The sequence below is a fragment of the Kribbella flavida DSM 17836 genome (assembly GCF_000024345.1).
GTDB lineage: Bacteria > Actinomycetota > Actinomycetes > Propionibacteriales > Kribbellaceae > Kribbella > Kribbella flavida.
The window spans coordinates 2,934,380-2,961,313 of record NC_013729.1 but is presented as its reverse complement, the minus strand read 5'-3'; the positions used below and the strand labels follow the sequence as shown (position 1 = coordinate 2,961,313).

The window sequence follows — 26,934 nt, the reverse complement described above, 5'->3', positions numbered from 1 at the left end:
CTGCTCAATCGCCGGGGACGGCCCAGTCGTCGGGGATTGCTCAGTCGGGGATTGTGTCGCCCGCCTCGTCGGTGTCGCCCGCGGGGTCCGCGACCGTGAGCCAGGGATTGCAGCCAGCTTCTTCGGCTCCGCAGTCGCCCGCGGGGTATGCGCCGTCGCCGACCCCGCGTGCGCCGGCGCCGACCCCGCGTGCGCCGGCGCCGAGTCCGTCGCAGTCCGCAGATCCCCCGCCTCCAGGTGGGGGCTCCTCGAGCGGGCCGTTGCCGGCCGGTGGAGATGCGTTGTCGTCGGACCCGTTGCTCGGGCAGTCGCGGGCGCCGGCTCCCCCGCCACCTCCTCGCCCGCGAACTGCTGACTCCTCGACGGAGCAGCCAGGGCCGCAGGCGCACGCCCCACAGGAACAGCAAGCGCAGCAGGCGCAGCAGGCGCAGCAGGCGAGCCAGCACCAAGGCCAGCCTTCGGCGCAACTGTCGCAGGCGCACGCCTCACAGGCGCAGCAGTACCAGGGCCGGCCTTCGGCGCAACCGCCGCAAGCGAGCACTCCGCGAGGCCAGCACTCTGCCGCCCCGCAGCCCGCTGCACCACAAGCCAGTACGCCGCCGGTTGGCGGACCGAAGATTGCACCTCCGACCGGTCGGCCGCAGGCGGGTGGGCCTCAAGCAGGCGCACCTGCAGCGAGTGGCCGACCGATAGGTGAGCCGTACGCCGGTGGACCGCAGGGTGCTCAGGCAGCTCAGCGGCAGGGATCGCCGGGTGCACCGCAAGGGCCTCGGCATGGTGGTCTGCCGCGGGCATACGGACACGACGTCCCCTCGTCACCCGGGCAGGGTCCGGGTGCGGGCGGTCAAGCGCGCCACGGCGGCAGGCCGGGCGCCCAAGGACCAGGCGGGCAGGCTCAAGGTGGGCCAGGACCCGCCGGACAGATGCCGGGCGGCTATGCACAAAGTGCCAGCGCTCAAGGACCAGGCGGGCAAGCTCCAGGCGTGCCAGGACCCGCCGGACAGATGCCGGGCGGCTATGCGCAAGGTGCCAGCGCCCAAGGGCCGGGCCAGCAGGCACCCGGCCTGCGCGGACCGGGCGGCCAGGTGCCGCCGGGTTATGCGCCGGGCATGCAAGGTTCAAGTGGGCAGGGGCCGTATGGACCGGGCTCCGGGGGCCGAGCGCCCCTCGGGCAGGCACCGGGCGGTCAGCCGCCGTACGGCCAGGCGGCGCGGGAGCCGGGTGGGCAGGTAGCCCGGCGGAGTGCAGCAGCCGGTGGCGGGGACGACGGGTACGGCGTGGTCCTGCGGCCTCAAGGGCCGGGGAACGTGCACCGGGCCCGGCTGGTCGGGGCGTTGGGGCTGGTGCTGGCGGCGGTCGCCACGACGGGGCTGACTGCTTCCTGGATCTGGACCAAGGCCGACGCCGTGACGCCGGTGGACCTGCCGGCGGCGCGTGGAACGGTGCCGTCGACGATCACCCCGCCGGTGCGGCCGTCGCCGACGCCGCCGCCGGTGGGCAAGGTGCTCGGGGCCAAGATGTACGCCTCGAACCAGGACGCGATGCCGGTGATGTCCGCGGCCTGGGTGGACAACGGCGACAACACCGGGCTGTACGGCGGGACCGGGATCTGGCTGATGCTGCACGAGAAGTACGACGGCAAGGACAGCTGGGGCAACTACGTCGCGTTCGGCGCGCTGAGCAAGCGGATCCCGTACACGAACACCCCAGCCGGGCTCAAGGAAGCCACCGTCAGGACCGCGACCAACGCGCTGGTCCGGCTGTACACCGACAAGGTGAAGCTGATCGGCGTGGCGACGCATCGGCCGATCACCGTGAAGGGACACCGGGGCCACGAGCTGACCATCAAGGTCGACGTGCGCAAGCCGAAGCTGCCGGAGACGTTCTCGACCGTGATGGTCGCGGTGGTCGACCGCGGCGACGGAACGGCGGTCGTCTCGGTGGCCGACATCGCCGGCTCCACCCCGCAGTGGCTGCCGGTCTGGCGCACCAAGGTGTCGCAGATCGAGTTCAGCAACTGACTCTCAGGACGCCGAAGCCGCCCGCTCCCGTCGCAGGGAGCGGGCGGCTTCGTCAGTTCGAGCGAGCTCCGGACTCGAGCCCGGCCCGGCGGAGACAGGATCCGCGTCAGCCGGCGCCGCGCACCTCGTGGCAGATCGCGATCCATCGCTCGAGCACGTCCTTGGCCGCGCCGGAGTCGATCGCCTCGGCGGCGCGGTCCATCCCGGCCCGGATCCGGTCCGGCACGGTCCCCGGCTCCGCGTCGTACGCCGCCAGCGCCGCGCCCGCGTTGAGCAGGACGACGTCCCGCACCGCCCCGGCCTCGCCGTCCAGCAGGGCCCGGACCACCTTCGCGTTGTACGGCGCGTCGCCGCCGCGCAGCGCACCGGCCGGAACCGGCTCGATCCCGAGCTCGCGCGGATCCAGCGTGACCGGGCCCTCGACCGAGCCGCCGCCGATCGACCAGACCTGCGAGGTGGTCATCGTGGTCAGCTCGTCCAAGCCGTCGTCGCCGTGGAAGACCAGCGCGTCGATCCCGCGGCGGGCCAGCACCCCGGCCATCAGTCCGGCGATCCGGCTGTCCCCGACGCCGACCGCCTGGGCCGACGGGTTGCCCGGGTTGGCCAGCGGCCCGAGGAAGTTGAACGTCGTCGGCACGCCGAGCTCCCGTCGCGGTGCGGCGGCGTGCCGCAGCGCCGGGTGGAACGCGGGCGCGAAGCAGAAGGTGATGCCGGCCCGCTCCCCCACCGCCGCGACCTGGGCCGCGGTCAGGTCCAGCGGGACGCCCAGCTCCTCCAGCACGTCGGCCGCGCCGCACGCCGACGACGCCGCCCGGTTGCCGTGCTTGAGGATCTTCGCGCCGGCGCCCGCGGCAACGATCGCCGACATGGTGGAGATGTTCACAGTGTGCGCTTGGTCACCACCGGTGCCGACGACGTCGAGCGTGCGGCCCGACACCTCCAGCCGGGTGGCGAAGTCGCGCATCGTCGCGACCAGCCCTTCGACCTCCGTGACCGTCTCGCCCTTGGAGCGCAGCGCGACCACGAAACCGGCCAGCTGCGCCGGCGAGGCCGCGCCGGACAGGATCTGCTCCATCGCCCACCCGGTGGCGGCGCTGTCCAGGTCCTCGTGCCTCAGCAGCGGGTTGAGCACCTGCGGCCAGGTCAGTGCACCGGTCATCGCCGGATCAGGTGGTGGCGGGCAGCGACTCGACCCGCTGCCTGAGCAGCCCGGCGGTCGCCTCGGCGAGCCGGATCGGGTCGATCGGGTGCGGCACCGCGGCCTCGGCACGCGACCAGGTCGCCAGCCAGGCGTCCTGCGGGCGGCCGGTCAGCACCAGCACCGGCGGGCAGCGGAAGATCTCGTCCTTGAGCTGCCGGGCGATGCCCATGCCGCCGGCCGGTACCGCCTCGCCGTCCAGGATCGCCAGGTCGACGCCGCCGGCGTCCATGGTCTTGATCACGGCCGGCTCGGTCGCGCACTCGACGTACTCGAGCTCGGGCAGGTCGGCCGCGGGCCGCTTGCCCAGCGCCAGCCGGACCGACTCCCGCGTCGTACGGTCGTCGCTGTAGACCAGCACCTTCAGCGGACGCTGTGAACTCATCGCTTCATCCCAAGCTGTGTGTCTGTGACGAGTGGACATGCAGATAACACGGCGAATGCTACCGGGGCGCCGGCCCGGCTCTGCGCGCCTGTTCCTCCAACCGGTCCAGCCGGCGGTCCTCCCGCTTGGCCTCGCGCTGCGACTGCCGCACCCACTGGACGAACAGCACGGCGAAGAACACCAGTCCGATGATGTCGCCGGAGCCCCACAGCAGCCCGCCGGCGATGTACTGGTCGCGCAGCGGCGAGGGCGGCCAGGTGCGGCCGAAGGCGGTGTACCAGTCCTCGGCGATCAGCGTGTTCGCGCCCATGATCGTGATGCCGAGAAAGGCGTGGAACGGCAGGGTGAGAAAGGTCAGCATCAGCCGGAACGGGTAGATCACCCGGCCCGGTACCGGGTCGAGGCCGAGCAACGGCCAGAAGAACAGCGCGCCGACCGCGATGAAGTGGACGTGCAGAAGATCGTGCAGAAGTGTCGAACGTAACGTCGCGTCGTACCAGCCGCTGAAGTAGAGCGCCCAGGGGCTGAGCACGAACAGCGTGAAGCCGATCATCGGGAAGCAGATGACCTTCGCGAACCGGGAGTGCAACACGGAGAGCAACCATCCGCGCGGCTGCTGCGGCAGCGTGCGCAGGGCCAGCGTGACCGGGGCGCCGAGCGCCATCGCGAGCGGCGTGAGCATCGACAGGATCATGTGCTGACCCATGTGCACGCTGAGCAGCACCGTGTCGTAGGTGCCCAGGCCGGACTGGGTGGCGATCACCGCGCTGCCCAGCCCCATCCCGACGAAGGCGAAGGTCCGGCCCCGCGACCACTTGTCGCCGCGCGCCCGCAGCCGGTGCACGCCGTACAGGTAGAGCGCGGCGACCACCAGGATCACGGTGAGTAGCACCGGTTCGAAGGTCCACGCGGTGATCAGCCGCAGCGGGGTGAACGGCTCGATCGGGTCGCCGGGCTCGGCGTGGAGGGGAAGCACTCTTCCACACTAGAAAGCGTTCGGCGCCGACATGCATGGGGGTGGGCGTGCTCCCGGACGGAGCGACCGACATAATGACCGCGTGGCCACTGCAACCGCGCTCCCAGCGTCCCGTGAACACGGACACCACGACCGTCCCAGCATGGTCAGTGTCGGCACGATCGTCTGGCTCTCGAGCGAACTGATGTTCTTCGCCGCCCTGTTCGCGGCGTACTTCACGATCCGGTCGGTGACGACCGCTGCCGCCGCTCCGGGGACGGAGACGTTGTGGCAGGCGTCGACGGAGATGCTGAACGTGCCGTTCGCCTCGGTGAACACGTTCATCCTCGTCGCGTCCTCGTTCACCTGCCAGGCGGGCGTCTTCGCCGCCGAGCACGGCAAGGTCGGCCGGTCCGGCTCGCTGGCGAACATCCGCGCCTGGGGCATGCGTGAGTGGTTCATCCTCACCTACCTGATGGGCGCGGTCTTCATCGGCGGCCAGGTGACCGAGTACGCCGCGCTGGTCCACGAGGGCATGACGATCGCGTCGTCGCCGTACGGGTCGGTGTTCTACCTGACCACCGGGTTCCACGGTCTGCACGTGACCGGCGGTCTCATCGCTTTCGTGTACGTGCTCGCGAGGACGTACATGGCCCGCAAGTTCACCCACGAACAGGCCGTCTCGGCGATCGTCGTGTCGTACTACTGGCACTTCGTCGACGTGGTCTGGATCGCCCTGTTCGCGACCATCTACCTGCTCAAATGAGTGAGAAGAGACTTTCCTTGTCACCGGCGCGCTTCCTCTCCGCGCGACGACGGCACCGGTCTGCCGGCCTCGTCGTGCTCTTGTTCGGCCTCCTGGCAGTGGGCTCGGCGTACGCCGCCTTCGCCCCTGACAACGCGGTCGCCGACACCTCGGCCCAGTCCCAGCAGATCGAGGAGGGCAAGAAGCTCTTCGCGGTCGGCTGCGCCAGCTGCCACGGCCTGAACGCCGAGGGCGGTGGCAACGGCGAGGGCAAGCTGGCCGGTCCGTCGCTGATCGGCGTCGGCGCCGCCGCGGTCGACTTCCAGGTCGGCACCGGCCGGATGCCGGCCCAGCAGCCCGGCGCCCAGATCCCGCAGAAGCCGGTCACCTACTCCGAGGCCGAGATCGAGGCCATGGCCGCGTACGTCGCGTCACTGTCGCCCGGCCCCGCGGTCCCGGCCGAGGAGTCCTACGACGTCAGCAAGGCCACCGACGAACAGGTCACCCGCGGTGGCGAGCTGTTCCGGACGAACTGCACGGCGTGCCACAACTTCGCCGGCAAGGGTGGCGCGCTGCCGAACGGCCGCTACGCCCCGTCGCTGATGGACAGCAGCGGCAAGCACATCTACGAGGCGATGCTCACCGGTCCGCAGCAGATGCCGGTCTTCTCCGACCAGGTGCTGCAGCCGGAGGACAAGCGCGACATCATCGCCTACATCACGGCCCTGCGTGAGCAGAAGGACCCGGGCGGCTTCGGTCTCGGCCGGCTCGGTCCGTTCTCCGAGGGTCTGTGGGGCTGGCTGGTCGGGATCGGCCTGCTGGTCTGCGCAGCGGTCTGGATCGGCGCCAAGGGCGTCAAGGCCAAGGGAGCGAAGGCCTGATGAGTGACGACAAGCCGAACCTGCCCGCGGTGAGCGCGGACGATGAGCACCGCCACGGCGCGGTGGAGCTGTCCGAGCCGATCGCCGACCCCGGGATCGAGCCGCACGAGCACCGCATCACCGACATCGATCCCCAGGCCGCCGACCGGGCCGAGCGCCAGGTCGCGACCATGTTCACGCTGGCGGGACTGCTCGCCCTGGGCTCCTGCGTCGCGTACTTCGCGATCCCGAAGGACTCGACGCTGGTCTTCGGCCCGCTGAGCGGCAACGCGAACAACATGACCATCGGCCTGTGCCTGGGCCTGGCGCTGTTCCTGATCGGCGCGGGCGCCATCCAGTGGGCCAAGCGGCTGATGGTCGACACCGAGATCGTCGAGCTGCGGCACCCCGCCAGCGCGACGCCGGAGCAGCGTGCCGACATCATCGAGGGCTTCCAGACCGGTGTCGCGGAGTCGGGTTTCACCCGGCGCAAGCTGATCCGCCGGTCGCTGCTCGGCGCGATGGCTCTGCTCGGCCTGCCGGCCATCGTGCTGCTGCGTGACCTCGGCCCCGCGCCGGGCCGCGCGCTGTACAACACGATCTGGGCCAAGGGCATCCGGGTCGTCAACGACGTCACGCTGCGCCCGATCAAGCCGTCCGACCTGGTCGTCGGCCAGCTGGTCAACGCCGCGCCCGCCAACCTGGCTCCGATCCAGGAGGAGAGCGCCGTCGAGTACCTGAACGAGAAGGCCAAGGCCGCGGTCATCGTGGTCCGGATCGAGCCGAGCAAGATCCGGCCGCCCGCCGGCCGGGAGAACTGGGGTGTCGACGGCATCCTGTGCTACTCCAAGATCTGCACCCACGTCGGCTGCCCGATCTCGCTGTACGAGCAGACCACCCACCACGTGCTCTGCCCGTGCCACCAGTCGACCTTCGACCTGGCCGACGGGGCCAAGGTCGTCTTCGGGCCCGCTGCCCGTCCGCTGCCCCAGCTACCCTTGGCAGTGGACGCAGAGGGATACCTTGTCGCGCAGAGCGGCTTCACCGAGCCGGTCGGCCCGAGCTTCTTCGAACGAGGGTGACACCAGTGGCTACCAAAGAACTTCCCCCGCCGGTTGCCTGGGCCGACGACCGGCTCGGCCTGGCGAAGCTCGGCAAGAAGAACCTGCGCAAGGTCTTTCCGGACCACTGGTCGTTCATGCTCGGTGAGATCGCGCTCTACAGCTTCATCATCCTGCTGCTGACCGGCGTCTTCCTCACCTTCTGGTTCAAGCCGTCGATGGCCGAGATCGAGTACCAGGGCTCGTACAGCCTGCTCAAGGGCCTGCACATGTCGGAGGCCTACGCCTCCACGCTGGACATCTCGTTCGATGTCCGCGGCGGTCTGCTGATGCGCCAGATCCACCACTGGGCGGCCGTGCTGTTCGTCGCCTCGATGATGGTCCACCTGCTGCGCATCTTCTTCACCGGCGCGTTCCGCAAGCCGCGTGAGCTGAACTGGGTGATCGGCTTCGGCATGCTGTTCCTCGGCATCGTCGAGGGCTTCATCGGCTACGGCCTTCCGGACGACCTGCTGTCCGGCACCGGTCTGCGCATCACCCAGGGCATGATCCAGGCCTCGCCCGTGGTCGGCACCTGGATGAGCTTCCTGATCTTCGGCGGCGAGTTCCCCGGCGACGACATGGTGCCGCGGTTCTTCACCGTGCACGTGCTGCTGATCCCCGGCCTGATCCTGGCGCTGGTGACGGTGCACCTGATCCTGGTCGTGTACCACAAGCACACCCAGTACCCGGGCCCCGGCCGGACCGAGAAGAACGTCGTCGGTTACCCGCTGATGCCGGTGTACATGGCCAAGGCCGGCGGCTTCTTCTTCGTCGTGTTCGGCATCACCGCCCTGATGGGCGCGCTGCTGCAGATCAACCCGGTGTGGCTGTACGGGCCGTACAACCCGGCCGAGGTGACCGCGGGCTCGCAACCGGACTGGTACATGGGCTGGCTGGAAGGCTCGGTCCGCATCATGCCGGGCTTCGAGTCGGAGTTCTGGGGCATCACGCTCAGCTGGAACCTGATCATTCCGGCGCTGATCGTGCCCCCTGCCTTCGTCACCCTGGTGGCCCTCTACCCGTTCATCGAGCAGTGGATCACCGGCGACAAGCGGGAGCACCACCTGCTGGACCGGCCGCGCAACGTGCCGACCCGGACCGGCATCGGCGTCGCGTTCATGACGTTCTACGGCCTGCTCTGGATCGGTGGCGGCAACGACCTGATCGCGACCCACTTCGGCCTGTCGCTGAACTCGGTGACCTGGTTCCTGCGGTTCGCGGTGTTCCTCGGCCCGATCTTCGCCTTCTGGGTGACCCGGCGGATCGCGATCTCGCTGCAGCGGGCCGACAACGAGCGGCTGCTGCACGGGCTGGAGTCCGGCGTCATCATGCGCTCGCCGGACGGTGAGTACACCGAGAAGCACACCCCGATCTCGACGTACGAGGCCTACGAGCTGACCGCGCGGGACCGGGTGGAGCCGCTCGAGATCGGTCCGGAGACCGACGACAACGGCGTCGCCGCCCCGCGCCGCGGCCTGACCAAGATCCGCGCCGCGCTGTCGCGCTTCTACTTCGCCGACGCGGTGCAGAAGCCGACGCGGGAGGAGATCGAGCAGGCCCACGCGCACGGTCACGACGACCACGCCGAGCTCGGCCAGTCCGGCGACGTGCACAGCGTCACCGGCACGGTCGAGGTGGACGACGAGACCGCACGCGAGCAGATCAGCAAGCGCTGACCCCGCAGCACCCCGAAAGGCCCCGGCTCACCGCGCCGGGGCCTTTCGCTTGTCCCCCGGCGCCGGCTCGGTGCGCCGGGAACCCGACGGCCACACTTGAGGGATATCCGGTCGGTGGTGTCGGATCGGGGCGATGCTGTTCGTAGCAGAGATGAGCACAGGCCCGGACGGGCTCCCCCAGCAGAGGAGAAACCGGCGATGCAGTACTTCGTATCCGTGATCGACGACAGGTCGAACTCCGGCACCCCGGACGAGATGGTCGCCATCGACGCCTTCAACGACCGGCTGCAGGCCGACGGCCACTGGGTCTTCGCTGCCGGCCTCAGCGACCCCAGCACGGCCACTGTCATCGACAACCGGGGCGGAGAGCCCCTGTTCACCGACGGGCCCTTTCTGGAGTCCAAGGAGTTCCTGGCCGGTTTCTGGATCATCGAGGCGCCCGACCTCGACGTCGCGCTGAAACTCGCCGCCGAGGGCTCGTTGCACTGCAACCGCAAGGTCGAGGTGCGGCCGTTCCTGTGAGCGTGAGCGATGTTCCGGAGGCGATCACCCAGGTCCACCACGAGCAGTGGGCCCGGGTGGTCGCCGCGCTGACCAGGCGTTTCGGTGATCTCGACATCGCCGAGGAGGCGGCCGCCGAGGCGTTCGCGACCGCCGTCGAGCGGTGGCCGGCCGACGGCGTACCGCCCAACCCCGGCGCCTGGCTGACCACCACCGCCAACCACAAGGCGATCGACCGGCTCCGGCGCGAGAGCAAGCGCGACGACAAGCACAAGGAGGCTCAGATGCTGTCCGCCGACGAGCCGCCCGAGCCGCTCGGCGTCGTCGACGACCAGCGGCTCCGGCTGATCTTCATCTGCTGCCACCCTGCGCTCGCGATGGAGACGCGGGTGGCGCTCACGCTGCGCATGGTCGGCGGGCTGACCGTGCCCGAGATCGCCCGGGCGTTTTTCGTGCAGGAGACCGCGATGGGACAGCGCATCACCCGGGCGAAGGCCAAGATCAAGGCGGCGCGCATCCCGTACCGGGTACCGTCCGCGGAGGACCTGCCGGCCCGCGTCTCCGGCGTACTGGCCGTCCTGTTCCTGGTGTTCAACGAGGGCTACCTGACGACCGGCTCCGGCTCCGACCCCGTCCGTCAGGACCTCACCGCTGAGGCGATCCGGCTCGCTCGTCTGATCCGGGCCTTGTTGCCGCAGGACGGCGAGGTGGCCGGGCTGCTCGCGTTGATGCTGCTGACCGAAGCCCGTCGTACCGCCCGGATCTCGGCGACCGGCGAACTGGTCTCCCTCGACGAGCAAGACCGGGGTGCCTGGGACGCGGCGCTGATCAGCGAGGGCCATCAGCTGGTGCGGGAGCGGCTGGCCACTGGAGTCGCGCCAGGCCGCTACCAGATCCTCGCGGCGATCAACGCCGTGCACACCTCCGCTCGCGACGTGCGCGACACCGACTGGTCGCAGATCGTCGCGCTGTACGACCAGCTCGTCCGGATCGATCCCTCGCCGATCGTCGCCATGAACCGGGCGATCGCGGTCGCCGAGCTCGACGGCCCTGAGGTCGCCCTGGCGGCGGTTGACCGGCTCGAGGGCAGTCTGGCCGGCTACCACGCCTACCACGCGACTCGGGCCGACCTGCTGCGCCGGGTGGGCCGCAGTGAGCAGTCGCGCGCGGCGTACGACAAGGCCATCGAGCTGACGGGCAACACCGCCGAGACCGCCTACCTGGCCCGCCGCCGCGACCAGCTGGGCTAAGACCTGAGCCACTCCCCCGCGCGTCGTCGCGGGGGACGCCGCTGGTGGTCAGGAGAGCGCGGAACCGGCCTTGTACTTGGCCCAGGACTCGTTCCAGTCGGTCCAGCCGTTGCCGGTCTCCATGCCCCGGCTCGTGCCGGTGACCACGACGGGGTCGCCGCGCAGGGTCTGGGCGAAGTACCAGGCGCCGTCCTTGAGGCTCATGCCGATGCAGCCGTGGCTGACGTTCTCGGTGCCCTGGCTGCCGCTGGACCACGGGGCGCCGTGAATGAACTCGCCGGAGCTGGTGACGCGCTGGGCGTACTGAACGTTGTGGATGTTGTAGTACTCCGGGTCGCCGGGCTGGATGCCGACGGTGCGGGCGTCCATCCGCTTGGTCCGGTACTTCTCCATGATCACCTTCACTCCGCTGCGGGTGGTGAAGCCGGCCTTGCCGGCGGTGATCGGAAAGGTCCGGGCGAGCTTGCCGTCGATCGTGACGGACATCCGGTGCAACTTGACGTCGACGCGACTGATCACCGACTTGCCGATGGTGAAGTCGATCTGGCGGCCGGCCGAGCCCCAGACACCCGCGCCGGCGTTCACGCCCTGGGTGGCGATGTCGACGGTCACCTTGGTGCCGGCCGGCCAGTAGTTCTTCGGGCGGTAGTTGACCTGCTTGCTGTTCATCCAGTGCCAGCTGCCCTCGACCGGGACCGACGTCTTCACCGAGAGCCGCTTCTCGACCGCGGCCCGGTCGGTGACCGCGTTGTTCCAGAAGATCTGGATCGGCATCGCCACGCCGACGGTCTCGCCGTCGAGCGGCGACACCGAGGCCTTGAGGTTGCGGCCGGCGGAGAGCGTGCGGAAGGTGGAGCTGATCTCGACCGTCTTGCCGTCGCTGCCCTGCGCCGTCCCGGAGACCGTGTACCGCGCGGCCGGCTTCAGCTTCGGCTCGGACGTCCAACTGGACTTCGCCTCGTCGAAGCTGCCGCTGACCTTGTTGCCGCTGCTGTCGGTGACGGTCACCTGCTGCAGACTGCCGGAGCTGGTGACGACCTTGACCGGCTGGTCCGGGCGGACCCCGGAGGCGCCCTTGGCGGGCGTGACGGTCACGTTCGCCGCCGACGGGTCCTGCGTCGGGCTGGTGCTCGGGCTGGGACTGGTGCCGGGAGTGGTCGAGGCTCCCGGGGTCGCGCTCGTCGGCGTGCCCGCTGGTGGTGGATCCCCGGCCTCGGAGTTGCTGCACGCCGCCGTGGCCACCAGCATCGCGCAGATCCCCACCGCGGCCAGGCCGCGCTTGCGCACCGTACTTCCCAACACCCTGAGCTCCCCACGAGATACGTCCACCGCCGGGCAGGGCGTAGCTCGCCCCACGGTGGTACCAACACGCCAGATCGTCACCAGCGCCGCGGGCGATCGGCGGGCCCGCAGTACTGGTGACGATCGGCAGGTGCGATTAGTTCGATCGTTCGATCGATGGTCCGGTCAGTGCGCGTGGTCTCCGCGGTAGTACTCGAAGATGAAGCCGGACAGCGCGATGATACCGAGCGCGCTGCCGATGATGAACAGCCACCAGCCGAAGACCAGGCCGAGCACGGCCACCGACAGCGTCGCGGCGCACCACAGCGGCCACCACGAGTGCGGCGGGAAGAAGCCCAGCTCGCCCGCGCCCTCGGCGATCTCGGCTTCCTTGCGGTCCTCCGGGCGGGGGTCCATCCGGCGGGCCGTGATGGCCAGGTAGAACGTCACCAGCAGCGCGAGGAAAAACGTCATCACCAGCGCGGTGGTACCGGTCGGGTCCTCGGACATCAACCAGTAGATCGGCGTGACGATCAGCGCGAACAGCGTCAGGATGCCGAAGATCCAGGCCTCGACCTTCATGCCTTGCCCTCTCCATCCGCGCCGGTCGTGGTGCCGGTGCCCGCGTTCAGGTTGCGCTCCAGGTTCTCCACCCGGCCCTTGTCCTCGCCGGCGTCCAGCAGGTTGTCCTGCGGCGCCCCGCTGTCCGGGTACTCCGCCAGCGCGATGTCCGGGTGGTGCAGGTCGAAGGCCGGGCTCTCGGACCGGATGCGGGGCAGCCGGACGAAGTTGTGCCGCGGCGGCGGCGAGCTGGTCGCCCACTCCAGCGACCGGCCCCAGCCCCACGGGTCGTCGACGCCGACCAGCGGCGCCTTGCGGGACTTGTAGACGTTGTAGAAGAACGGCAGCATCGACATGCCGAGCACGAAGGCGCCGATGCTGGACACCTCGTTCAGCACGGTGAAGCCCTCGTTGGCGCCGTAGTCGGCGTACCGGCGCGGCATACCCTCGACGCCCAGCCAGTGCTGCACCAGGAACGTCGTGTGGAAGCCGATGAACAGCAGCCAGAAGTGCAGCTTGCCGAGCCGCTCGTCGAGCATCCGGCCGGTCATCTTCGGCCACCAGAAGTAGAAGCCGGCGAACATCGCGAACACCACCGTGCCGAAGACGACGTAGTGGAAGTGCGCGACCACGAAGTACGAGTCGGACAGCTGGTAGTCCAGCGCCGGCGAGGCCAGGATGACGCCGGTCAGGCCGCCGAACAGGAACGTGGTGAGGAAGCCGATCGACCACAGCATCGGGGTGTCGAACGACACCGAGCCGCCCCACATCGTGCCGATCCAGTTGAAGAACTTCACCCCGGTCGGGACCGCGATGAGGAACGTCATGAACGAGAAGAACGGCAGGTTCACCGCGCCGGTGACGAACATGTGGTGCGCCCAGACCGCCACCGACAGGACGGCGATCCACAGCGTCGCGGCGACCAGGCCGATGTAGCCGAAGATCGGCTTGCGGCTGAACACCGGCAGGATCTCGGTGATGATGCCGAAGAACGGCAGCGCGATGATGTAGACCTCGGGGTGCCCGAAGAACCAGAACAGGTGCTGCCACAGCAGTGGACCACCGGTGGCCGCGTCGAAGATGTGGGCCCCCAGGGCCCGATCCGCCTCCAGCATCAGCAGCGCGCCGGCCAGGATCGGGAACGCGATCAGCACCAGGATCGAGGTGACCAGGATGTTCCAGGTGAACATCGGCATCCGGAACATCGTCATGCCGGGCGCGCGCATCGTGATGATCGTGGTGACGAAGTTCACCGCACCGAGGATCGTGCCCAGACCGGCCAGGTACAGGCCCATGATCCACAGGTCACCGCCGACGCCCGGCGAGCGGACCGCGTTCGACAGCGGGGCGTAGGCGAACCAGCCGAAGTCGGCCGCGCCGCCCGGGGTGAAGAACCCGCTCACGGTGATCGTGCCGCCGAACAGGAACAGCCAGTAGCTGAACATGTTGAGGCGGGGAAAGGCGACGTCGGGGGCGCCGATCTGGACCGGCATGATCACGTTCGCGAAGCCGACGAACAGCGGCGTCGCGAACAGCAGCAGCATGATCGTGCCGTGCATGGTGAAGAGCTGGTTGTAGACCTCTTCGTTCACGATCTGCAGGCCCGGCTTGGCCAGCTCGGCGCGGATCAGCAGCGCCATCACGCCGCCGATCAGGAAGAACACGAACGAGGTGACCAGGTACATGTGGCCGATCAGCTTGTGATCGGTGGTGGTCAGCATCCTGACCGCGAGCTGGCCCTTGCTACGCCGCCTCGGCAGCGCGTTCGCGGCCCCGATGGCGCCGCTGCGCTCGGCGAAGTCGGTCACTTCTCGCCCTCCTGCTCCCCGTGGCCGGGAATGGTGGTTGCGTCCTCGCCACCGGTGGCGGCGCCGGTCTGGCCCTTGGCCGCGAGCTCACGCAGGTGCGCCTGGTACTCCTCGGCGGTGACCACGCGGACGGTGAACACCATCCGGCTGTGGTACAGACCGCAGAGCTCGGCGCACTTGCCCGCGAAGGTACCGGTCTTGGTCGGCGTCAGCTCGAAGTTGTTCGGCCGGCCCGGGATGACGTCCAGCTTGAAGTAGAAGGCCGGCACCCAGAACGAGTGGATGACGTCCGGCGAGGTCAGCTCGAACTTCACCGACTCGTTCACCGGCAGCACCAGCTCGGCCGGCTCCTCCAGGGTGCCGGTCTCCCAGACACCCTCCTGGCCGTCGACGGTCTCCTTGTAGTTGAACGTCCACTGCCACTGCTGGCCGACCACGTTGATCGTGTGCGCCGGGCTGTCCGACATCGCCGTGACCTTGTTGCCGTTCTCGACGGTGTAGAAGAACAGCACACCGATGACGGCGAACGGGGCCAGCGTGTACAGGACCTCCAGCGGCAGGTTGTAGCGCGTCTGCCGCGGCGCGTCCTCGCTGCGCCGGCGGTACCGTACGACGGCGAACAGGATCAGGCCCCAGACCATCACACCGATGATCAGCGCGGCGATCCAGGCGCCGATCCAGAGGCTGCGGACGGCCTCGGTCCGGTCCGAGGCACCCTCCGGCAGACCAAGTCGTTTCCACTGCGCGTTGGTCTCGGCCGAGCAGCCGGTCAGCACCAACGTGCTCACCACCACTGCCGCCGCGACCAGCAGGCGTCGCTTCGCCGGACGTGCGGCGGCGCGGGTCTGCTGACCCGCCGCTCGCGCGACCACTCCGGACGTGCCGTTCGAACCCACGGGGCGCCTTTCCCTTCCCAGGTGAGACTGACGACAGAACCCTACTGGACACTGTTCTGCTCTTTGCGCACAGGTAGGGCTTAGCGTTTCCCGTGTGAGCAACCGTACGTACCTAGATGCCGCCAGCGCCGAGGACCTACACCCCGCGGCGCGCGAAGTGTTGCTCCAGGCCCTGGATTCGGGGTGGGCCGATCCGGCCCGGCTGCACCATGAGGGACGGACCGCGCGGCTGCTGCTGGACAACGCCCGTGCGGTGCTGGCGGACGCGGTGGGCGTGCGTCCTGAGGAGCTGTTCCTGACCACCTCGGGCACGGCCGCGATCCACGCCGGCCTGCCCGCGCTGGCGGCCGCCCGGCGCCGGATCGGCACAACCGTGGTGCACTCCGCGGTCGAGCACTCCGCCGTCCTGCACGCAGCCGCCACCGCCGGTACGCCGTACGAGGTGGGCGTCGACTCGTCGGGCCGGGTCGACCTGGAGGCCTTCGCCGCCCAGGTCGCCCGGCCGGGGGTGGCGGTCGCGGCGTTGCAGGCGGCCAACCACGAGGTGGGTACGCGGCAACCGATCGCCGAGGCCGCGGAGGCGTCCGGCGCGGCAGGGGTTCCACTCTTCGTTGACGCGGCAGCTTCTCTGGGCCGCGAGGAGGTCCCGGCCGGCTGGTCGGCGCTGGTCGCCAGTGCGCACAAGTGGGGCGGCCCGGCCGGGGTCGGCCTGCTCGCGGTCCGGAAGGGGACCCGGCTCGTGCCCGCCTGGCCGGTCGACGAGCGCGAGGACGGACTCTCCCCCGGCCACCCGAACGTGCCGGCCACGCTCGCCGCGGCCGCCGCACTCCAGGCCCGCCGGCAGGAAGCGGTCGCGCTGGACAAGCAGCACCGCGCCTGGATCGCCGAGCTGCGGACCCGGGTCGCCGCGGACGTCCCGGACGTCGAGGTCGTCGGCGACCCCGAGGACCGGCTGCCGCACGTCCTGACCTTCTCCTGCCTGTACGTCGACGGCGAGGCCCTGGTGACCGCCCTCGATGCGGAAGGCTTCTCGGTGTCCAGCGGTTCCGCCTGTACGGCGAGCACGCTGCGCCCGTCGCACGTCCTGGCGGCGATGGGCGTGCTCACCCACGGCAACGTCCGGGTCTCGCTGGGCCGCAACAGCACCCACGACGACATCGACCGGTTCGCGGCCGTGCTGCCCGGCCTGGTGCAGCGGATCCGCGCGGAGGTGGGGATGTGATGACGCTCGACTGCCGCGGCATGCTCTGCCCGCTCCCGGTGATCAAGCTCGCCCAGGCCTTCCCGGAGCTGGCCGTCGGCGACACGATCACCGTGCTGGCCGACGACCCGGCCGCCGCCACCGACATCCCCGCTTGGTGCCGGATGCGCGCCCAGGAGCTGGTCTCCGCCGACGGCCACGCGTACGTCGTACGCCGGCTCGGCTAAAACTGTTCGCCCCGGATCGGGCCGGTTCGTCAGACTGCGCCCTGTGACCGATTTCTCGTACAAGCCGACGCTGACCGGTGAGCTCGTCGTCCTGCGGCCGCTCGACGAAGGTGATTTCGACGCGATGACGGCCGCGATGGCCGACCCGGAGGTGACCAGGTTCACCGGCAGCCGGGGTGAGGTCGAGGAGGGGCCCTACCGCGAGTGGTTGCGGACCCGCAAGGACCAGACCGACCGGCTCGACCTGGCGATCGTGGACAAGGCGACCGGCGCGTGCGTCGGCGAGGCGGTGCTCAACGACTGGAGCCCCGAGGACGAGTCGTGCGGCTTCCGGATCCTGATCGGGCCCGCCGGGCGTGGCCGCGGGCTGGGCACCGAGGCGACCCGGCTGATCGTCGGCTACGGCATCGAGCAGCTCGGCCTGCACCGCATCGAGCTGACCGTGTTCGCCTTCAACCCGCGCGCGCGGCGGGCCTACGAGAAGGCCGGCTTCGTGCTCGAGGGACGGCTGCGGGACGCGCTGCTGTGGGACGGGGAACGGGTGGACAACCTGTACATGTCGGTCCTGGCGCCGGAGTGGGAGGTACGGTCGACGGCGTGACCGAACGCTGGACCGTACTGACCGGCGCCGGGATCTCGACCGCGTCGGGCATCCCGGACTTCCGTGGGCCGCAGGGGCTGTGGACCAAGGACCCCGCGGCCCAGGCGATGTTCGACATCGACGAGTACGTCGCCTCGGCGGCGGTCCGCGCGGCGGCGTGGCGGCACCGGATGGGGGCGGCCGCCTGGACCGCCGAGCCGAACGCGGGCCACCACGCGCTGGTGGAGCTGGAGAAGCAGGGCCGGCTGACCGGCCTGATCACCCAGAACATCGACGGCTTGCACCAGAAGGCCGGCTCCACCGGGGTGCTGGAGCTGCACGGCACGATGTGGTTCGTGGACTGCCTGAGCTGCGGCCGGCGGATCCCGATGGAAGAGGTCGTCCCCCGTCTCGAGGCCGGGGAGCAGGACCCGGCGTGCCTGGTCTGCGGCGGCATCCTGAAGTCCGCGACCGTCTCCTTCGGCCAGTCGCTGGACCAGGAGGTGCTCGACGCCGCCGTCGCCGCGACCCAGGCCTGCGACATCTTCCTGGCCGTCGGCACGTCCCTGCAGGTCTATCCCGCGGCCGGATTGTGCGATGTGGCGCTGGCCGCGGGCAAGCGCCTCGTCATCGTCAACGCCGAGCCCACGCCGTACGACGAGCAGGCCGACCAGGTGCTCCGGACGCCGATCGAGACCACGTTGCCCGGCCTCGTCGTGACCTGAGCGCGACCTCCGAGGCCTTCCCCCGGTGCGAGTCGCGGGTTAGCGTCCCCGGCAGATTGTTCCGTCTGGGAGGGGACCCCCGCGATGATCAGGTTCGTCATGCGCCGCGCCCGGTGGCTGGCCGGAGTCACCGCCGTCGCCGTGGTCGCCGTCGGTCTCGGTACGCCGTCCGCCGCGCCCGCGGGCCCGTCCGCCGAGCGGGTGATCACGCTGGCCGGGTCGCTGCAGAGCGAGCTCGGCTGCCCGGGCGACTGGGACCCGGGCTGTGCCCGGAGCACGCTCGGCACGGCAGCGCCGTACAGCAAGGTGTTCGACGTGCCGGCCGGCTCGTACGAGTACAAGGTGACCGTCAACGGCGGCTGGGACGAGAACTACGGCGCCGGCGGGGTCCTGAACGGCGCGAACATCCCGCTGCGGATCGAGGGGCCGGCCAAGCTCCGGTTCAGCTACGACGACACCAGCCACGTGGTCAGCGTGCAGCCGGTGGACGTCGCCGGCGGCCTCACCGCGGCGGACAGGGCACTGGCGAGTCCGAGCCTGCGCAAGGACCTGACCAAGGAGCGCTTCTACTTCCTGATGGCGGACCGGTTCGCGAACGGCGACAAGTCCAACGACGCCGGCGGCCTGACCGGCGACCGGCTCAGCACCGGCCTGGACCCGGCCGACAAGGGCTTCTACCACGGCGGTGACCTGGCCGGCGTGATGCAGAAGCTCGACTACATCAAGTCGCTCGGTACGACGAGCATCTGGCTGACCCCGTCGTTCAAGAACCGCCCGGTGCAGGGCGCCGGCGCGGACGTCAGCGCCGGGTACCACGGCTACTGGATCACCGACTTCACCCAGATCGACCCGCACCTGGGCAGCAACGAGGACATGCGCAAGCTGATCCAGCTCGCGCACGGCAAGGGGATGAAGGTCTTCTTCGACATCATCACCAACCACACCGCCGACGTGATCGCCTACCGGTCCGGCCAGTACGGCTACGTGCCGAAGAGCACCTCGCCGTACAAGGACGCCGCCGGGAACGTCTTCGACGACAAGCAGTACGCCGGCGGCGACACCTTCCCGCCGCTGGACCGGAACGTGAGCTTCCCCAACGTCCCGGTCTTCCGGACCCCCGCCGACGAGTCGGTCAAGGTGCCGAACTGGCTGAACGACCCGACGCTCTACCACAACCGCGGCGACTCCACCTTCGCCGGGGAGTCCGCCGAGTACGGCGACTTCGTCGGCCTGGACGACCTGTTCACCGAGCAGCCGAAGGTCCGCGACGGCATGATCGACGTCTACCGGACCTGGGCCGAGATGGGCATCGACGGCTTCCGGATCGACACCGTGAAGCACGTGAACCTGGAGTTCTGGCAGAAGTTCTCGCCGGAGATCCTGAAGGCGGCCCGGGCGAAGGGGTCGAAGGACTTCTTCATGTTCGGCGAGGTCTTCGACGCCGACCCCAAGTTCATGTCGACGTACACGACCGCCGGGGCGCTGCAGGCGACGCTCGACTTCGGCTTCCAGCAGAACGCGGTCGCGTTCGCCAAGGGCGACCCGAGCACCAGGCTGCGCGACTTCTACGCCGCCGACGACTACTACACCGACGCCGACTCCAACGCCTACCAACTGCCGACGTTCCTCGGCAACCACGACATGGGCCGCGTGGGCACGTTCCTCAAGCAGGCCGGCGCGTCCGGCCAGGAGCTGCTGCAGCGGGACAAGCTGGCGCACTCGCTGATGTTCCTGACCCGCGGCCAGCCGGTGGTCTACTACGGCGACGAGCAGGGCTTCACCGGCGCGGGCGGTGACAAGGACGCCCGGCAGGACATGTTCGCCACCAAGACCGCCGAGTACGCCGACGACGAGGTGGTCGACGGCACCGGCACCAGCACGATCGGCAGCAAGGACCGGTTCGACGTCGACGCACCGATGTACCGGCACATCGCCGGGCTGCAGAAGCTGCGAGCGAAGTACCCGGCCCTGTCCGACGGCACCCAGGTGCACCGGTACTCCTCGAACACCGGCGGCCTGTATGCCTTCAGCCGGCTCGGCGCAGACAAGACCGAGTACCTGGTTGTGTCCAACAACGCGACGACGGCCAAGACGGCGACCATCCCGACGTACGGGTCGAAGATCTTCCGGCCTGTCTACGGTGGCACGAAGAGTTTCCTGACGGACCGCGAGGGCCGGGCGCGGCTGACCCAGCCGCCGCTGTCGGTGACGGTGTACCAGGCGCTGTCGAAGGTTCCGCACCGCAGCAAGGCGCCGTCGGTGTTCATGAGCTCCCCGGAGTCCGGTGCGACGGTCGGCGGTCGCGCGGAGATCGCCGCGGCGGTGCCGGAGAACACTCCGGTGACCGTGACCTTCGGCTACCGCCCGGTCGGTACGACGGCCTGGCAGCGGCTCGGGTCGGACGACAACGCGCCGTACCGGGTGTTCCATGACGTCAGCAAGCTGGCCAAGGGAACGCTGCTGGAGTACCGGGCCGTGCTGAAGGACGCCTCCGGCAACTACTCGGTCTCCGGCTCGTACGGCGTGGTCGGCGACGCTCCGGCGCCCGGGGGCGGCGGTGGTGGCGGGACCGCACCGGTCACCCAGCCCGCCAGTGTCAGCGTGCCCGGCGACCACAACAGTGAGATGGGCTGCCCGGCCGACTGGTCGCCGGACTGCGACCAGGCCCAGCTGACGCTGGACCCCAAGGACAAGGTCTGGAAGAAGACCTCCACGCTGCCCGCGGGCGAGCACGCGTACAAGGCGGCGATCAACAAGACGTGGGACGAGAACTACGGGGCCGGCGGCAACGCCAACGGCGCCAACATCTCCTACACGGCGCCGGCCACGCCGGTGACCTTCTACTACGAGCACGGCCGGCACTTCGCCACCTCCGACGCGCAGGGGCCGATCGTCACCGTGCCCGGCTCCTTCCAGTCCGAGCTTGGCTGCCCGGGTGACTGGGCACCGGACTGCATGCGGCCCTGGTTGACCGACCAGGACGGCGACGGCACCTACACGTGGTCGACGAGCGAACTGGGAGCGGGCAGTTATGAGGCGAAGGTCGCGCACGGCCTGTCCTTCGACGAGAGCTACGGGGCGGGCGGCAGCCCGACCGGCGGCAACATCGCCGTCTCCGTGCCGGGTGACGGACTGGTCGTCACCTTCTCCTACGTGCTGGCGACCCACCTGCTGACCGTGACCACCTCCAAGCCCGGCGCGCAGCCGGACCTCGAGCAGGCCAAGGCGCACTGGCTCGGCCGCGACCTGCTCGCCGTACCTCCGGTCCCCCACCCCGAGCGCTCACGCTGGCGGCTGCACTGGTCGCCGACCGGCTCGCTGGCCATCGACGCGGACGACATCGGCGGCTCGTCGGCCGGCCTGCGGGTCGACCCGAACGGCCTCCCGGCCGCGGTGCTGGCCAAGTTCCCGGCGCTCAAGGGTTACACCGCGCTCCGGCTCGGCCGGGTGGACGCGGAAAGCATGCTCACCGGTCAGCTCGGCCTCGCCCAGTACGACGACGCGGGCCGGCTGCTGGACGCTACCGGCGTCCAGATCCCCGGCGTCCTCGACGACCTGTACGGCGCGGCGGCGACCGGCCGGTCGTACGGCGTGACGTGGCACGGCGGCGTTCCCCGGTTCACCCTGTGGGCGCCGACGGCCCAGAAGGTGGCGCTGCTGGTCGGCGCGCAGCGGATCCCGATGCGCCGCACCTCGGACGGCTCCTGGATCGCGCAGGGTCGGCGCAGCTGGCAGAACGCGCCGTACCGCTACGAGGTGACGGTCTTCGCACCGAGCACCGGCAAGGTGGAGACCAACCTGGTGACCGACCCGTACTCGGTCGCGCTCACCACCGACTCGACGCACTCGGTCGCGGTCGATCTCGACGACCCGGCCGGCAAGCCCGCGCTCTGGGCGAGAACTCCGGCGCCGAAGCTGGCGCGGCCGGTGGACTCGACGATCTACGAGTTGCACGTGCGGGACTTCTCGATCGACGACCCGACCGTGCCGGCCGCCCACCGCGGCAGCTACCTGGCGTTCGCGGACGAGGGCGCCGGCACCAAGCACCTGCGCAAGCTGGCGCAGGCCGGGCTGAACACGGTCCACCTGCTGCCGACGTTCGACATCGCCTCGATTCCCGAGGGCACGCAGGAGAAGCCGGCCTGCGACCTGAAGGCGCTGCCGCCGGATTCGGAGCAGCAGCAGGCCTGCGTCACCGCGGTCGCCGCGAAGGACGGCTTCAACTGGGGCTACGACCCGTACCACTGGCTCGCGCCGGAGGGCTCGTACGCCGTGCGCAAGGACGGGCTGAGCCGGGTCGCGGAGTTCCGCACGATGGTCGGCGGCCTGCACAGGTCGGGCCTGCGGGTCGTGCTCGACCAGGTCTTCAACCACACCCCGGCGGCCGGTCAGGCGCCGACTTCGGTGCTCGACAAGGTGGTGCCCGGCTACTACCAGCGGCTGAACGCGACCGGCGGCGTCGAGACCTCGACCTGCTGCAGCAACATCGCCACCGAGCACGCGATGGCCGAGAAGATCATGGTCGACGGCACCGTGTCGTGGGCCCGGAACTACCGGGTCGACGGGTTCCGCTTCGACCTGATGGGCCACCACAGCAAGGCGAACATGCTGAAGGTCCGGGCCGCGCTCGACCGGTTGACGCTCGCCAAGGACGGCGTCGACGGCCGCCAGGTCTTCCTGTACGGCGAGGGCTGGAACTTCGGCGAGGTCGCGAACGACGCGTTGTTCGAGCAGGCGCGGCAGGGCAATCTCGGCGGCACCGGCATCGCCACCTTCTCGGACCGGCTGCGCGACGCGGTCCGTGGCGGCGGGCCGTTCGACGAGGACCCGAGGGTGCAGGGCTTCGGCTCGGGCGCCGCGAGCGACCCGAACGGTGCCCCGGTCAACGGCTCCCCCGCGGACCGGGCCAAGCGGCTGGCGCACGACACCGACCTGACCCAGCTCGGGCTGGCGGGCAACCTACGAGCGTTCACGTTCCGGTCGGCCGAGACCGGGGCCGTCGTTCGGGGCGACGCGGTGGACTACAACGGCGCACCGGCCGGGTACGCCGACCAGCCGGGCGAGGTGATCACCTACGTCGATGCCCACGACAACGAAACCCTGTGGGACGCGCTGACGTACAAGCTGCCGACCGGGCTGCCGATGGCCGACCGGGTCCGGATGAACACGCTGTCGCTGGCGACCACCGCGCTCGCCCAGACGCCGTCGTTCTGGCACGCCGGCGCCGACCTGCTGCGCAGCAAGTCGCTCGACCGGAACTCCTACGACTCCGGCGACTGGTTCAACACGCTGGACTGGACCGGCGCCGACAACGGCTTCGGGCACGGCCTGCCACCGAAGCCGGACAACGAGGCGAAGTGGCCGTTCATGAAGCCGCTGCTCGGCAACCCGGCGCTCAAACCGTCCGCTGCCGACGTCGGCACCGCGTCGGCCGCCGCGGCCGACCTGCTGAAGCTGCGCTTCTCCACTCCGCTGTTCCGGCTCGGTTCGGCCGACCTGGTCAACCAGAAGGTCGGCTTCCCGCTCAGCGGCACGCCGGCCGCCGTCCCGGGCGTGGTCACGATGCGCATCGACGACACGGTCGGTCCGGACGTCGATCCGGCGCTGAAGGGTCTCGTGGTCGTCTTCAACAGCACCGGCTCGACGGTCAGCCAGCAGATCCCCGGCTTGACCGGCGCCACCCTGTCGCTGTCACCGGTCCAGGCCGGCGGCGCGGACCCGGTCGTCAAGCAGAGCACCTGGACGGCGGCGTCCGGCACGGTGTCCGTCCCGGCGCGAACGGTCGCGGTCCTGATCCAGCGGTGACGTCGGTGCGCCGCCCTCAGCCGAGGGCGGCGAACCGCGACGCGGCCACGAAGACGCACCCGGCGAAGAACACCACCGTGGCCGCCACCGGCCCCGGCTCCTTCAGCGAGACGTGCGCCGCGGCGGCCCCGATCATCACCACGCCGAGGCCGACGGCGGCGACCGGGGTCAGGTACCGCGCGGTGTCCGTCAGCCACGGCACGACCAGGCCGACCGCGCCGAGGATCTCGCAGCCGGCCACCACCCGGACCAGCGGCATCGGGAACACCGCGACGCCGGTCTGGCCGGTGGCGATCAGGCGGTCGCGGGACATCGTGGACTTGGCGACGCCCGAGGCGGCGAACAGGACCGCGAGCAGAGCGCTCACGATCCAGGTGGCGATGGACATGCTGTCTCCTCCAGGGATTGGGTTACCGTCGGAGACGAACGAGCCGGCCGTGCTGTGACTGTCACAGGACGAGCAAGTGGATCGTCCTGGAGTGTGTGATGGAACAGACCGGGACCGAGCTGAGGCCGTTGCTGCTGTCGATCGCGTACCGGATGCTCGGCAGCTTCGGTGACGCCGAAGACGTCGTCCAGGAGGCCTACCTGCGGCTGCACCGGGAGCCGGAGCAGGTGAGGTCGGTGAAGGCCTACCTGACCACGGTGACGACGCGGCTGGCGATCGACCAGCTGCGCTCCGCCCGGCGACAGCGCGAGCAGTACGTCGGGCCGTGGCTGCCCGAACCGGCCGTCGACGGGTACGTCGACCTCGCGGAGCGGGCGGCACTGTCGGACTCGCTGGCGACCGCGTTCCTGGTCGTGCTCGAACGGCTGTCGCCCGAGCAACGCGCGGTGTTCCTGCTGCGGGACGTGTTCGGCTACGGCTACCAGGAGGTCGCCGGCATCGTCGGCAAGACGCAGGCGGCGGTGCGGCAGACCGCCGTACGGGCCCGGCGGGAGCTGGCGCGGGAGCGGCCGCGCTTCGACTCGTCGCGGCAGGAGCGGGACGAGTTGGTCCGGCGGTTCGTCGCGGCGTCCGAGCACGGGGAGCTGGACGGGCTGCTGGAGCTGCTGGCTCCGGCTGCGACCTTCACCGGCGACGGCGGCGGCAAGGCGCTCAGCATGCCCGAGCCTGTGCTCGGCGCGGAGCAGGTCGCCCGGCTGGTGGTCATGGCGTTCGAGCGGGTGCGGACACTGGGGTTCGAAGTCCGGTTCGCCCAGGTCGGCGGGCAGCCGGCGTTGCGCATCACCGGGCCCGGCGACGCGACGGCGGCGGTGTGGTCGCTGCAGATCGCCGGCGGCCGGGTCGCGGCGATCCACAGCGTGGTGAACCCGGACAAACTGGGGCACCTGCAGACGGCCCCCACTCCTCCGGCCCAGCCCCTCAGCCCAGTCCGTCAGCCGGGTGCCCGGCCGGGCGGTGCGGCGGTCAGGGGACCCGGACCACCAGGGCTGAGGGGTCGACCTCGGCGCTGAGCGTGTGGCCGTCGGGAATGGTGTCGCCGTCGAGCTGGCGGCCGACCACCTTGCGCGACGTCACCTGGATCCGCTCGGCGGTGAAGCGCTCGATGTGGCTCTCCCGCCAGGACTTGATCAGCAGGCTGAGCGCCAGCCGCGGCCACTGCCTGACCCGGCGCGGCGCCAGCACGACCAGGTCGATCCGGCCGTCGTCGGGCTCGGCGTCCGGCAGCAGCGGGATGTTCGCCTGCAGCGTGCCGACGTTGCCGATCACCACGGTCCGGGCCCGGCGCCGCAGCGGCGGCCGGTCGTCGAGCGTGATCTCCACCCGGACGAACGGGTGGTTCAGGTTCTTCACCGCCGAGATCACGTACGCCGCCCAGCCGACCCGGGCCTTCAGCTCGGGCCGGGCGTCGGCGATGATCGCGGCGTCCAGGCCGAGCCCGGCCATCACCACGAACCGGTCGGTCTCGAACTGGTCGCCGCGGACCAGCACGCTGTCGATCCGCCGCTCGGACCCGTCCAGCAGCTCGGCCAGCGCGGCGTCGAGGTCGAGCGTGATGCCCAGGTTGCGGGCCAGCAGGTTGCCGGTGCCGGCCGGCAGCACCGCGACCGGGATGCCGGTCCGGGCGAGCTCAGCGCAGACCACCCGAACGGTGCCGTCCCCGCCGGCCACGACGACCAGGTCGACGGTCTCCTCGACCGCTCGCTGAGCCATCGTGTAGCCGGCGTCGTCGACGGTGGTCTCCAGCCACAGCGAGTCGTCGTAGCCGCGCTCGCTGAGCGCCGCGTCGACCTTCTTGCGGAACTCGTCGGCGTCCGGCACCTTGATCGGGTTCAGGATCACCGCGGCCCGGCGCAGCGCCGGAGGCTCCGGCTGGTCGTCGCGGGGGTCCGGGTGGCCTGACGAGTTCACTTGGTGTCCGATCCTGAAGGGTGAGGAGGTGCGGAGAGCAGCTTTCCACCGAGTGCCCCAGAAACCCAGTCGGCACTCGCCGCTGCGCCATCCGATCAGGCCGGGCGGTAGACCGTGTGCAGCACGCCGGTCGCGAAGGTGGTCGCGGAGACCAGCTCCAGCGGCACCGTCTCGCCCTCGTCGAACAGCCGGGCACCGTGGCCGACCGCGATCGGGTGCACCAGCAGGTGCAGCTCGTCGAGCACCTTGGCGCGCAGCAGGGACCGCACCAGGGTCGACGAACCAACCACGTTGATGTCCTTGCCGGGACCGTCCTTGAGCGCGGTCAGGGTCTTCAGCGGGTCCCCCTCGACCAGAGTGGAGTTCTGCCACTGGTCGGCGTTCGCGAGCGTGGTGGACACGACCAGCTTCGGGATCTCGTTCATGTGCGTGGCCATCTCGACCTCGTCGCAGGCGGTCGGCCAGAAGCCGGCGAACTCCTCGAACGTCTTCCGGCCGAGCAGCATGGTGTCCGCCTGCTCGCTGAGCGCGCCGACGACGGCGCCCATCTGGTCGTCGAAGTACGGGAAGTGCCAGGTGTCCGGGGCCTCGGTGACGCCGTCGAGGGAGATGAACAGGCCGGCGACGATCTTGCGCATGATGTGCTCCTTGGCAGTGGGTTCGGATGCTTGCTTGCCCCTGCGTCGACCGGGCCGGGCGCGGATCGACATCCCGGCCGGAAAATTCTTCGGCGCCGCCGAACGGCGGTTCCGCGACGTCTCACGGCGGCCCGGCGCCGCCTGCGGGTGTCGGTGGGTGCG

The 26,934-nt window shown here is 70.2% G+C and carries 23 protein-coding genes; 13 read left to right on the top strand and 10 right to left on the bottom strand.

The genetic code is table 11. From position 1 onward, the window contains the following. Positions 1 to 1,277 precede the first annotated feature (1,277 nt). On the top strand, positions 1,278 to 2,021 hold the full coding sequence (locus tag KFLA_RS13825) for a hypothetical protein (protein WP_237706800.1): 744 nt from the start codon (positions 1,278 to 1,280) through the stop codon (positions 2,019 to 2,021). A 106-nt stretch (positions 2,022 to 2,127) separates the two neighbouring features. Here KFLA_RS13825 and trpD read toward each other — a convergent pair whose 3' ends face one another. The 3 genes from trpD to KFLA_RS13810 are packed head-to-tail and all read right to left on the bottom strand — an operon-like array spanning position 2,128 to position 4,580. Beyond that, positions 2,128 to 3,180, bottom strand: coding sequence for an anthranilate phosphoribosyltransferase (gene trpD / locus KFLA_RS13820; protein WP_012920413.1), 1,053 nt, complete (start codon positions 3,178 to 3,180; stop codon positions 2,128 to 2,130). Positions 3,181 to 3,187: 7 nt separating this feature from the next. Next, a complete protein-coding gene (locus KFLA_RS13815; RefSeq protein WP_012920412.1) occupies positions 3,188 to 3,604 on the bottom strand; it encodes an Rv3143 family two-component system response regulator in 417 nt (138 codons plus the stop codon). A gap of 58 nt (positions 3,605 to 3,662) precedes the next feature. Beyond that, positions 3,663 to 4,580 (bottom strand): cytochrome c oxidase assembly protein, encoded by a 918-nt coding sequence (locus tag KFLA_RS13810; protein ID WP_012920411.1) that lies wholly within the window; start codon positions 4,578 to 4,580, stop codon positions 3,663 to 3,665. A gap of 31 nt (positions 4,581 to 4,611) precedes the next feature. On the opposite strand from KFLA_RS13810, the gene ctaE reads away from it, so the two are divergent. The 6 genes from ctaE (at position 4,612) to KFLA_RS13780 (ending at position 10,694) form a co-directional block, all read left to right on the top strand. Beyond that, on the top strand, positions 4,612 to 5,325 hold the full coding sequence (gene ctaE / locus KFLA_RS13805) for an aa3-type cytochrome oxidase subunit III (protein ID WP_049797334.1): 714 nt from the start codon (positions 4,612 to 4,614) through the stop codon (positions 5,323 to 5,325). Next, positions 5,322 to 6,185: a cytochrome bc1 complex diheme cytochrome c subunit gene (qcrC, locus tag KFLA_RS13800; RefSeq protein ID WP_012920409.1), complete on the top strand. Its 864-nt coding sequence runs from the start codon at positions 5,322 to 5,324 to the stop codon at positions 6,183 to 6,185. The genes ctaE and qcrC overlap by 4 nt, the downstream gene beginning before the upstream one ends. Further along, on the top strand, positions 6,185 to 7,246 hold the full coding sequence (gene qcrA, locus KFLA_RS13795) for a cytochrome bc1 complex Rieske iron-sulfur subunit (protein ID WP_012920408.1): 1,062 nt from the start codon (positions 6,185 to 6,187) through the stop codon (positions 7,244 to 7,246). Before qcrC ends, qcrA begins: the two co-directional genes overlap by 1 nt. Positions 7,247 to 7,251: 5 nt before the next feature. Continuing rightward, positions 7,252 to 8,943: a cytochrome bc1 complex cytochrome b subunit gene (qcrB, locus tag KFLA_RS13790; RefSeq protein WP_012920407.1), complete on the top strand. Its 1,692-nt coding sequence runs from the start codon at positions 7,252 to 7,254 to the stop codon at positions 8,941 to 8,943. Between the two features lie 198 nt (positions 8,944 to 9,141). Continuing rightward, on the top strand, positions 9,142 to 9,465 hold the full coding sequence (locus KFLA_RS13785; protein WP_012920406.1) for a YciI family protein: 324 nt from the start codon (positions 9,142 to 9,144) through the stop codon (positions 9,463 to 9,465). 2 nt (positions 9,466 to 9,467) lie between these two features. After that, a complete protein-coding gene (locus KFLA_RS13780) occupies positions 9,468 to 10,694 on the top strand; it encodes an RNA polymerase sigma factor (protein WP_041289317.1) in 1,227 nt (408 codons plus the stop codon). Positions 10,695 to 10,742: 48 nt separating this feature from the next. Here KFLA_RS13780 and KFLA_RS13775 read toward each other — a convergent pair whose 3' ends face one another. From KFLA_RS13775 to ctaC, 4 genes are all read right to left on the bottom strand, one after another. Further along, positions 10,743 to 11,996: a L,D-transpeptidase gene (locus tag KFLA_RS13775; RefSeq protein ID WP_012920404.1), complete on the bottom strand. Its 1,254-nt coding sequence runs from the start codon at positions 11,994 to 11,996 to the stop codon at positions 10,743 to 10,745. Positions 11,997 to 12,161: 165 nt separating this feature from the next. After that, complete coding sequence (locus tag KFLA_RS13770) at positions 12,162 to 12,557, bottom strand: cytochrome c oxidase subunit 4 (protein WP_012920403.1); 396 nt, start codon at positions 12,555 to 12,557, stop codon at positions 12,162 to 12,164. Then, positions 12,554 to 14,344 (bottom strand): aa3-type cytochrome oxidase subunit I, encoded by a 1,791-nt coding sequence (gene ctaD, locus KFLA_RS13765; RefSeq protein WP_012920402.1) that lies wholly within the window; start codon positions 14,342 to 14,344, stop codon positions 12,554 to 12,556. Before ctaD ends, KFLA_RS13770 begins: the two co-directional genes overlap by 4 nt. Beyond that, entirely contained in the window at positions 14,341 to 15,240 is a 900-nt protein-coding gene (ctaC, locus tag KFLA_RS13760) for an aa3-type cytochrome oxidase subunit II (protein ID WP_012920401.1), read from the bottom strand. Before ctaC ends, ctaD begins: the two co-directional genes overlap by 4 nt. Positions 15,241 to 15,334: 94 nt before the next feature. On the opposite strand from ctaC, the gene KFLA_RS13755 reads away from it, so the two are divergent. The 5 genes from KFLA_RS13755 to pulA all read left to right on the top strand — a co-directional run bounded on the left by KFLA_RS13755 (position 15,335) and on the right by pulA (position 23,778). Further along, the gene (locus KFLA_RS13755) at positions 15,335 to 16,462 is read left to right on the top strand and encodes a cysteine desulfurase family protein (RefSeq protein ID WP_012920400.1); all 1,128 of its coding nucleotides are present in this window, start codon (positions 15,335 to 15,337) and stop codon (positions 16,460 to 16,462) included. Beyond that, the gene (locus tag KFLA_RS13750) at positions 16,462 to 16,668 is read left to right on the top strand and encodes a sulfurtransferase TusA family protein (RefSeq protein ID WP_012920399.1); all 207 of its coding nucleotides are present in this window, start codon (positions 16,462 to 16,464) and stop codon (positions 16,666 to 16,668) included. Before KFLA_RS13755 ends, KFLA_RS13750 begins: the two co-directional genes overlap by 1 nt. A 43-nt stretch (positions 16,669 to 16,711) precedes the next feature. Then, positions 16,712 to 17,269: a GNAT family N-acetyltransferase gene (locus tag KFLA_RS13745; protein WP_012920398.1), complete on the top strand. Its 558-nt coding sequence runs from the start codon at positions 16,712 to 16,714 to the stop codon at positions 17,267 to 17,269. Next, positions 17,266 to 17,973 (top strand): SIR2 family NAD-dependent protein deacylase, encoded by a 708-nt coding sequence (locus KFLA_RS13740; protein ID WP_012920397.1) that lies wholly within the window; start codon positions 17,266 to 17,268, stop codon positions 17,971 to 17,973. The genes KFLA_RS13745 and KFLA_RS13740 overlap by 4 nt, the downstream gene beginning before the upstream one ends. Before the next feature lie 84 nt (positions 17,974 to 18,057). Beyond that, positions 18,058 to 23,778: a pullulanase-type alpha-1,6-glucosidase gene (gene pulA, locus KFLA_RS13735; protein WP_012920396.1), complete on the top strand. Its 5,721-nt coding sequence runs from the start codon at positions 18,058 to 18,060 to the stop codon at positions 23,776 to 23,778. Between the two features lie 16 nt (positions 23,779 to 23,794). Here pulA and KFLA_RS13730 read toward each other — a convergent pair whose 3' ends face one another. Continuing rightward, positions 23,795 to 24,166, bottom strand: coding sequence for a DoxX family protein (locus tag KFLA_RS13730; RefSeq protein WP_012920395.1), 372 nt, complete (start codon positions 24,164 to 24,166; stop codon positions 23,795 to 23,797). Between the two features lie 98 nt (positions 24,167 to 24,264). Here KFLA_RS13730 and KFLA_RS13725 point away from each other — a divergent pair, with 98 nt between their 5' ends. Continuing rightward, positions 24,265 to 25,236: an RNA polymerase sigma-70 factor gene (locus KFLA_RS13725; RefSeq protein ID WP_012920394.1), complete on the top strand. Its 972-nt coding sequence runs from the start codon at positions 24,265 to 24,267 to the stop codon at positions 25,234 to 25,236. On the opposite strand, the gene KFLA_RS13720 is transcribed toward KFLA_RS13725, so the two are convergent. Together KFLA_RS13720 and KFLA_RS13715 are read right to left on the bottom strand one after the other, a co-directional pair. Continuing rightward, the gene (locus KFLA_RS13720) at positions 25,190 to 26,134 is read right to left on the bottom strand and encodes a diacylglycerol/lipid kinase family protein (RefSeq protein WP_012920393.1); all 945 of its coding nucleotides are present in this window, start codon (positions 26,132 to 26,134) and stop codon (positions 25,190 to 25,192) included. The two genes, KFLA_RS13725 and KFLA_RS13720, sit on opposite strands and share 47 nt — an antisense overlap. A gap of 95 nt (positions 26,135 to 26,229) precedes the next feature. After that, positions 26,230 to 26,772 carry a dihydrofolate reductase family protein gene (locus KFLA_RS13715; protein ID WP_012920392.1) on the bottom strand — a complete coding sequence of 181 codons (543 nt, stop codon included), beginning with the start codon at positions 26,770 to 26,772 and terminating at the stop codon, positions 26,230 to 26,232. Positions 26,773 to 26,934 lie beyond the last annotated feature (162 nt).

Coding starts and splice junctions, on each gene's coding strand:
- KFLA_RS13715 (WP_012920392.1), bottom strand. CDS start 26,772: ATGCGCAAGATCGTCGCCGGCCTGTTCATCTCCCTCGACGGCGTCACC.
- KFLA_RS13815 (WP_012920412.1), bottom strand. CDS start 3,604: ATGAGTTCACAGCGTCCGCTGAAGGTGCTGGTCTACAGCGACGACCGT.
- KFLA_RS13785 (WP_012920406.1), top strand. CDS start 9,142: ATGCAGTACTTCGTATCCGTGATCGACGACAGGTCGAACTCCGGCACC.
- KFLA_RS13770 (WP_012920403.1), bottom strand. CDS start 12,557: ATGAAGGTCGAGGCCTGGATCTTCGGCATCCTGACGCTGTTCGCGCTG.
- KFLA_RS13750 (WP_012920399.1), top strand. CDS start 16,462: ATGACGCTCGACTGCCGCGGCATGCTCTGCCCGCTCCCGGTGATCAAG.
- KFLA_RS13725 (WP_012920394.1), top strand. CDS start 24,265: ATGGAACAGACCGGGACCGAGCTGAGGCCGTTGCTGCTGTCGATCGCG.
- KFLA_RS13730 (WP_012920395.1), bottom strand. CDS start 24,166: ATGTCCATCGCCACCTGGATCGTGAGCGCTCTGCTCGCGGTCCTGTTC.
- qcrC (WP_012920409.1), top strand. CDS start 5,322: ATGAGTGAGAAGAGACTTTCCTTGTCACCGGCGCGCTTCCTCTCCGCG.
- pulA (WP_012920396.1), top strand. CDS start 18,058: ATGATCAGGTTCGTCATGCGCCGCGCCCGGTGGCTGGCCGGAGTCACC.
- qcrA (WP_012920408.1), top strand. CDS start 6,185: ATGAGTGACGACAAGCCGAACCTGCCCGCGGTGAGCGCGGACGATGAG.
- trpD (WP_012920413.1), bottom strand. CDS start 3,180: ATGACCGGTGCACTGACCTGGCCGCAGGTGCTCAACCCGCTGCTGAGG.
- ctaE (WP_049797334.1), top strand. CDS start 4,612: ATGCATGGGGGTGGGCGTGCTCCCGGACGGAGCGACCGACATAATGAC.